Source organism: Streptomyces sp. NPDC041135 (assembly GCF_055592085.1).
The window spans coordinates 11,234-18,840 of sequence record NZ_JBVIYZ010000045.1 but is presented as its reverse complement, the minus strand read 5'-3'; the positions used below and the strand labels follow the sequence as shown (position 1 = coordinate 18,840).

General features: G+C 74.7%; 5 protein-coding genes. 3 read left to right on the top strand and 2 right to left on the bottom strand.

The window, feature by feature from the left end:
- On the top strand, window positions 1–3,005 hold a 3,005-nt coding region (locus tag ACZ6CZ_RS36180; RefSeq protein WP_469030020.1), incomplete at its 5' end, for an SDR family NAD(P)-dependent oxidoreductase.
- 39 nt (window positions 3,006–3,044) lie between these two features.
- Window positions 3,045–4,526: an FAD-dependent monooxygenase gene (locus ACZ6CZ_RS36175; RefSeq protein ID WP_469030018.1), complete on the top strand. Its 1,482-nt coding sequence runs from the start codon at window positions 3,045–3,047 to the stop codon at window positions 4,524–4,526.
- 144 nt (window positions 4,527–4,670) lie between these two features.
- On the opposite strand, the gene ACZ6CZ_RS36170 is transcribed toward ACZ6CZ_RS36175, so the two are convergent.
- Entirely contained in the window at window positions 4,671–4,919 is a 249-nt protein-coding gene (locus ACZ6CZ_RS36170; protein WP_469030015.1) for a phosphopantetheine-binding protein, read from the bottom strand.
- A gap of 42 nt (window positions 4,920–4,961) precedes the next feature.
- Window positions 4,962–5,987, bottom strand: a complete 1,026-nt coding sequence (locus ACZ6CZ_RS36165) for a ketoacyl-ACP synthase III family protein (RefSeq protein ID WP_469030013.1) — start codon at window positions 5,985–5,987, stop codon at window positions 4,962–4,964.
- 183 nt (window positions 5,988–6,170) lie between these two features.
- Here ACZ6CZ_RS36165 and ACZ6CZ_RS36160 point away from each other — a divergent pair, with 183 nt between their 5' ends.
- Window positions 6,171–7,379, top strand: a complete 1,209-nt coding sequence (locus ACZ6CZ_RS36160) for a cytochrome P450 (RefSeq protein WP_469030010.1) — start codon at window positions 6,171–6,173, stop codon at window positions 7,377–7,379.
- Window positions 7,380–7,607: the final 228 nt, after the last annotated feature.

Here is a 7,607-nt window from a genome sequence, read left to right as displayed (position 1 = left end):
CCACCACCGACCGCACCCTCACCCTCACCACCGACACCCTCACCCTCGGCCAACTCACCCTGCACCCCCTCACCCCCGGCCAACTGCGCTCGGCGGCGGCGAATCCGCTGCATCTGCTGGAGTGGCAGCCTCTGGAGGCGGGTGGGCCGCAGGCGGAGCCGGGTGCGGTGGGCGTCCTGGGGCCCGATCCGCTCGGGCTGGCCCGGGCTCTGGAGGGCGCCGTCGCGTTCGCGGACCTGAACGGGCTGCGCGCCGCGGAGGGCGGGATACCGGCGCGGGTCCTCGTCACCCGCGTCGGTGACCAGGAGGGCGACGACGTGCCGGCGGCGACGCATGCCCTCGTCGGGGAGGTCGCCGCCCTGGCCCGGGAGTGGGCCGAGGACGCGGTGCTCGCCGCGGCCGAGCTGGTGGTCGTCACCCGGCGGGCGGTGGCCGTGCGGCCGGGGCCGGAGGTGCGGGACCTGCCCGCGTCGGCGGTCTGGGGGCTCGTACGGTCGGCGCGTACCGAGAATCCGGGGCGGTTCGCGCTCCTGGACGTCGACGAGCCGACCGGTGCGGCCATGGAGGCGGTCGGGGCGGCTCTGGCCGCCCGGGTGCCGGACGCCGCGGTCCGGGACGGGGCCGCGTTCGTGCCCCGGCTGGTGCGGGCCGACGACGCGCGCGGTGTGCTCACCCCGCCCGCGGGAGAGGGTGCGTGGCGGCTGGACGTGACCAGCCGGGGCACGCTGGAGAACCTCGCCCTGGTGGCCCACCCGGAGGGGGAGCGGCCGTTGGCGCCCGGTGAGGTACGGGTGGCCATGCGGGCGGGCGGGCTGAACTTCCGTGACGTGATGATCGGGCTCGGCATGTATCCGGGCGACGACGCGCGGATCGGTGGCGAGGGTGCCGGTGTCGTGGTGGAGGCCGGGCCCGGGGTGAGCCGGTTCGCGCCCGGCGACCGGGTGTTCGGCATGTTCCCGTCCGGCGGTCTCGGGCCGCTGGGGGTGACGGATCAGCGGCTGGTGGCCCGGGTGCCGGCGGGGATGTCGTACCAGCAGGCCGCCGTCGTGCCGGTGGTGTATCTGACGGCGTACTACGGGCTGGTGGACCTGGCGGGTCTGCGGGCCGGGGAGCGGCTGCTGGTGCACGCCGCGGCCGGTGGTGTGGGGATGGCGGCCGTGCAGATCGCCCGGCACCTGGGCGCGGAGGTGTACGGCACCGCCTCACCCGGCAAGCAGGACATCCTGCGCGCCCTCGGCCTGGACGACGCCCACCTCGCCAACTCCCGCACCACCGACTTCGAACAGCACTTCCTCACCGGCACCGGCGGCCAGGGCATGGACGTCGTCCTCGACGCGCTCGCCCGCGAGTTCGTGGACGCCTCACTGCGGCTGCTGCCGCGCGGCGGACGCTTCCTGGAGATCGGCAAGACCGACATCCGGGAGGCCGGCGAGGTGGCGGCGGCCCATCCCGGTGTCCGGTACGCCGCCTATGACGTGCAGGACGCGGGTCCCGGCCGCATCCAGGAGATGCTGGAGGAGCTGATCGCGCTGTTCGACAGCGGGGCGCTGGTCCCGCCGCCGATCACGGCCTGGGACATCGCCAACGCGCCGGAGGCGCTGCGTTTCCTGAGTCAGGCGCAGCACGTCGGCAAGACGCTGCTGACGGTGCCGCGGGGGCTGGACGTGCGGGGCACGGTCCTGATCACCGGGGCCACCGGCTCCCTGGGCCGCCTCCTCGCCCACCACCTCGTCACCGAACACGGCATCCGCCACCTGCTCCTCACCAGCCGCCGCGGACCCGACGCCGACACCGCCCCCGAACTCCTCAGCACCCTCACCGACGCAGGCGCACAACCCCGCCTCGTCGCCTGCGACACCGCCGACCCCACCGCCCTCACCCACCTCATCGACTCCGTCGACCCCGACCACCCCCTCACCGCCGTCATCCACACCGCCGGCGTCCTCGACGACACCCTCCTCACCACCCTCACCCCCGACCGCCTCACCCACGTCCTGCGCCCCAAGGTCGACGCCGCCTGGCACCTGCACCGCCTCACCGCCCACCTCGACCTCGCCGCCTTCGTCCTGTACTCCTCCGCCGCCGGCCTCCTCGGCAACGCCGGCCAGGCCAACTACGCCGCCGCCAACACCTTCCTCGACGCCCTCGCCCACCACCGCCACACCCACGGCCTGCCCGCCACCTCCCTCGCCTGGGGCCTGTGGCACACCACCCACGGCATGGCCGGACACCTCGACGAACGGGCACTGGACCGGCTGGCGCAGACGGGAGTGGTGGCGCTGTCGCCGCAGGAGGGGCTCAGGCAGTTCGACGCGGCGCTGGCACTGCGCCAGCCGCTGTCGGTGGCCATGGGCGTGGACACCGGGGTGCTCGCGGACCGTTCGGCGGCCGGGCTGCTCGACCCGCTGTTCGAGAACCTCGCCCGGGCCCGGACGGCGCGGCGCGGCGGTGCGGCGGCGCGGCGCGGGGCCGCGGGCGGGCCGTCGCTGACCGAGCGGCTCGCCGGGCTGCCGGCGGCCGAACGGCGGGCGCAGCTGGTCGCGCTGGTGCGCGGGAGCGTGGCGACCGTGCTGGGGCACGCCTCCGCGTCCGGGGTGGATCCCGAGCGGCCGTTCTCGCTGCTGGGCTTCGACTCGCTGTCGGCGTACGAGCTGCGCAACCAGCTGGGGGCGGCCACCGGACAGCGGATGTCACCGACCCTGATCTTCGACCACCCCACCCCGGCGGCGCTCGCCGCCCACCTGGACGAGCTGCTGGCCCCGGCGGAGGTGGACCCGTTCGCGGCGCTGCTGGCCGAGCTGGACCGGGCGCAGGAGGGCCTGGGTGAGGCCGCGGTGGCCGCGCCGGGCGGGGCGGGGCGGCTGACGGCGCGGTTGCAGGACTTCCTGGTGCGGCTGGAGGAGAGCCGGGGGGCGGCGGACGGCGGTCTGACGGCGAGCGAGCTGTCCGTCGCCTCGGACGACGAGATCTTCGACCTCATCGACAACGAACTCGGCATCGCCTGAGACGCCTTCGGGTGTCGGGCTGCCGGAAGGGATACACGCATGTCCGGTCCGGTCATCATCGCGGGGGGTGGGCCCGCGGGGCTCATGCTCGCGCACGAACTCGCCCTGTGGGACGTCGGCACGGTCGTCCTCGACCGGCTTCCCGCGCCCAGCGGGCACGTGCCCGGGCAGGCGCTGAACCTGTCGGCCGCCGAGCTGCTGCAGCAGCGCGGTCTGCTCGCGGGGCTGCTGGAGCACAGCAAGCCCGTGCAGGGCACGCACTTCTCGCTGATCTGGCTGGACGACAGCGCGCTCGCGGGCCGTCACCAGCCGGCGTTGCTGCTGGGCCAGCAGCACGTGGAGCGGCGGCTGGCCGAGGCCGCGGTGGCCCGCGGCGCGGAGCTGCGCCGCGGGCACGAGCTGGTGGGCTTCACCCAGGACGCGGACGGGGTGGAGGTGCGGGTGCGCGGCCCGCGGGGCGAGTACGTGGTGCGCGGCAGCCATCTGGTGGGCGCGGACGGGGAGTCGAGCCGGGTGCGGGAGCTGGCCGGGATCGGCTTCCCGGGGTCGGGGTCGCCCAACTGCGGGCTGGTCGCGGACGTCGCGGTGTCGCCGGCCGAGCTGCCCGAGGAGCACCGCGGTTCGAAGGTGTCGCCCGGTGGCGGGATCTATTCGGCGGTGCCGACGGACACCGGTGTCACGCGGATCGTTACCGCGGAGTTCGACACCGAGCTGCCGGGCGCGGACGTCGTACCGGACGCGGCGGAGCTGCGCGCGGCGATCGGGCGGATCAACGGTTCGGCGTTCCCGGAGGTGCCGGTGCGCTGGGTGGAGCGGTACGGCGGGCCGACCCGGATCGCGGACCGCTACCGCGAGGGCCGGGTCTTCCTGGTCGGTGACGCGGCGCACACGTTCTATCCGCTGGCCGGTCTGCGGCTGAACCTGTGCTTCCAGGACGCGGCCAACCTGGGCTGGAAGCTGGCCGCCGAGCTGCTGGGCTGGGCCCCGCAAGGTCTGCTGGACACCTATGGCGCCGAGCGGCGTCCGCAGGGTGTCCGGGCGGCGGCGGCCACGGACGCGCAGCTGGCGCTGATCCATCCGGCGCGGCGGGTGGGGCCCGTGCGCGCCCTGGTGACGGAGCTGCTGGCGTATCCGGACGTCAACCGCCACCTGCTGGAGCTGTCGACCGGCCTGGACGTCTCCTACGCCCCGCAGGGTGCCCCGGTCCCGCTGGGCCGCCGGCTGCCCCATGTGCCGCTGGTGGGTGCGGACGGCACCACGAGCGTGCCGGAGCTGCTGTCGGCGGGCCGCGGTCTGTTCCTCGACCTCACCGGTGGCGGGGCCGCGGCCGCGGCCGGCCGGCTGACGGCAGGCCGTACGGACCGGCTGTGTGCCGCCGCGGTGAAGCCGGTCCCGGAGATCCCGGTGGAGGCGGTCCTGCTGCGTCCCGACGGTCATGCGGCGTGGGCGGGTGACCCCGGGAGGGACGCGACGGGGCTCGCGCGGGCGGCGGACAGCTGGTTCGGCCCGGCCGGGGACTGACCCCGCCCCACGGTGAAGCCCCCGGCCGTACGGGACGGCCGGGGGCTTCGTCGTGGGTGCGGGCGCCGGGGTGTGCGGGGCCGTGAAAAGGCCGCTGCCGCCGGAGCATCGGGCCGGCGGCAGCGGAGATCGGGGCGGGGCGGGTCAGGCGGCGGGGGTCTGGGCGGTGAGGTGGGCCGACCAGGCGGCGACGGTCGGGGTGGCCGCGAGGTCGGAGAACTTCACCCGGTGGCCCGCGCGGCGCCAGGTGTTGATGAGCTGCATCAGGTGCAGGGACTTCAGGCCCTGCTGGACGAGGTTGGTGTCGTCGGCGAGGTCACCGGCCGGGACGCCGATGACGGCGGCCACCGCCTCGCGGATCTCCTGGCGGGTGGGTGCGGCGGTCGTGGCCATGGATGTCTTCTCTCTGTCGGTGGCTGGCGTGGGGCGCGGGGTTCAGGGCGCGGCGGTGATCTCCACCACGGCCGCGCCGACCTCCATGCCCACGGCGGCCGCCAGCAGCAGGACCCGGTCGCCGGGGCCGGCCCGGCCGGTGGACAGCAGCCACTCCAGGCCGGCGATCTGGTCGGTGCCGGCGGAGTGGCCGAGGGTGCGGTTGAACTCCCAGGTGCCGCGTTCCTCGTCGATGCCCAGCGGGTCGAGGAAGCCGTTGCGGATCTGGTCCAGGGCGACCGCGCTGTGCGCGACCCTGGCGATGTCGTCCATGCGCAGCCCGGCGTCGGCCAGCACCCGGTCGACGACCTCGGTGACGACGTCGCCGAGGTGGAACAGCGGCGGGGCGATGCCGGCGGCCCACTGGGCGCGGATGTGGTCGCTGCGTTCCTCGAGGTCCAGTGGCTTGCCGAGGGTGACGGAGGGCGGGAAGAGGGGTTCGCCGCCGCGGTGCAGGACCTCCGCCTCGGGGCAGGACACCGAGTGCACCGACAGCAGCCGGGCGAAGCCCTCGCGCCGGGACACCACGGCCGCCGAGCCGGCGTCGCCGAGCAGGTAGTGGGAGCTGACCCGCCAGCGGTCGATGCCGGGGGTGGAGAAGTTGTCGCCGGCGGTGACCAGCACGGCGTCGGGGCCCGGGGTGCCGTTCAGCCACAGCGCGGCCAGCCGCAGCGAGGTGATCATGCCGAGGCAGCCCTGCCGGACCTCCAGGGCCGGGACGGGGCGGTCCAGCGTCCGGTGCAGCACGTAGTGCGGGGCGGACCAGATCTCCGGGCCCTGGTGGTGGACCGGGGTGTGCAGCAGGGCGGCGACGTCGTCGGGGGTGTGCTCGGAGCGCTTGAGCGCCTCCCGGGCGGCCGACACGGCCATGTCGGGGGCCGGTGTGTCCCCGGCGACCCCCACCGAGACCATGCCGGCGGCGGCGCGCGCCTGCTCGTCGTACCAGCCGTTCGCGACGGCTTCGGCGGTGGTGACCCGGTCCGGCAGATACGTGCCGAGGCCGGCCAGGAAGACATTCTCGACCTTCATGCGCAGCAGGGTCGTCCGGGGCCCTTGCGGGGCGCTTTCGGCGGGCTTGCGGTCCTTTTTAAGTCAGCTTTAGGGCCGCGGCATACCGTGCCGGGACATTCGCTCTCGGACGTCCCGCATGCCGGGCGCCGCATCCCGAGGCCGCGCTCCCGGACCTCAGAGACCATCGAGGAGTAGCTCATCGTGACTGCTGTTCAGGAACTGCCGCGGCTGCCGTTCCCGCGGGACCCGGAGAATCCGGCCACGGCGATCGCACCGCTCTTCCACCAGCTGCGCTCGCGTCACCCGGTGGCCCGGGTGGGGACGCCGGCCGGGGACGAGGGCTGGCTGATCACCCGGTACAAGGAGATCAAGGAACTCTTCAACGACCCGCGGCTGGGCCGCTCGCACCCGGACCCGGAGAACGCGGCGCGGATCGCGAACGCGGCCGTCATCAGCGGCCCGCTGGGCAAGCCGGAGGACGAGGTCGCCAACCGGTCCCGGATGCGGCGGCTGTTCGCGCCGTCGTTCTCGGCCCGGCGGGTGGAGAAGCTGCGCCTGGAGGTCGCGCAGATCGTCAAGGAGCTGTTCGACGCCATGGAGGCCGGGCCGCGCCCGGCCGACTTCCACGAGGCGCTGTCCTTCCCGCTGCCGGTGCTGGTCATCTGCCAGCTGCTGGGGGTGCCGGGCGAGGACCGCGAGGAGTTCCGGCTGTACTCCAACGGGGCCACGAACCTGTACGACCGGGCGACGTCCCAGGCGGCCTGGGACCGGCTGACGAGCTACATGTACAAACTGATCGAGGTCAAGCGCAAGGACCCCGGCCAGGACGTGTTCTCCGACCTGATCGAGGCGCAGGAGCGGGAGAACCTCAGCGACGACGAGATCGCCGGGCTCGGCGCGGCGCTGCTGTTCGCCGGGCACGAGACGACGGTGACCCGGCTGGACATCGGCACGCTGCTGCTGCTCACCAGCCCCGAGCAGCGGGCGAAGCTGCAGGCCGACCCGCAGGGGCTGGTGAAGAACGCGGTGGAGGAGATCCTGCGGGCGGCGGCGCCGTCCACGCAGGACGTGCTGCCCCGCTACGCCCACCAGGACATCGAGGTCGGCGGGCTGACGATCCCGACGGGCGACCTGATCCTGCTGCCGTTCACCGCGGCCAACCGGGACCCGCGGATGTTCGACGACCCGGACGTCTTCGACATCACCCGGGAGATCCCGCAGCACCTCGCCTTCGGGCACGGGCCGCGGTTCTGCATCGGCGCGAGCCTGGCCCGGGTGGAGCTGCAGATCGTGTTCTCGACGCTGTTCGAGCGCTTCCCGAACCTGCAACTGGCCGGTGACCCGAACGAGCTGGAGTTCCGCGACGACACCCTCACGGGCGGTCTGGCCCACCTGCCCGTGACGTGGTGAGCGGCTGCCCTTCCTGACGCCGGAGCCCGGCGGTGCGCCCCCGACCCGTACGGGTCGGGGGCGCACGGCTGCCCGCGCCCGGGTCCGGTTCCGCGCGCGGCGGCTGCCGGGGCCGGCGGGAGCGCGCCGCGCCGCGTGCGCCCGGCGCCGGCGGGCAGGGCGGCCCCGGGCGTTTCCCGCCCTGTCGGTTTGCGGGCAGGGGAGGGTGCGGGGGGGGGGGGTTTGTTG

What these genes read in the sequence shown, in the direction of transcription:
- ACZ6CZ_RS36165 (WP_469030013.1), bottom strand. Translation starts at nt 5,987, where the DNA reads ATGAAGGTCGAGAATGTCTTCCTGGCCGGCCTCGGCACGTATCTGCCG.
- ACZ6CZ_RS36170 (WP_469030015.1), bottom strand. Translation starts at nt 4,919, where the DNA reads ATGGCCACGACCGCCGCACCCACCCGCCAGGAGATCCGCGAGGCGGTG.
- ACZ6CZ_RS36175 (WP_469030018.1), top strand. Translation starts at nt 3,045, where the DNA reads ATGTCCGGTCCGGTCATCATCGCGGGGGGTGGGCCCGCGGGGCTCATG.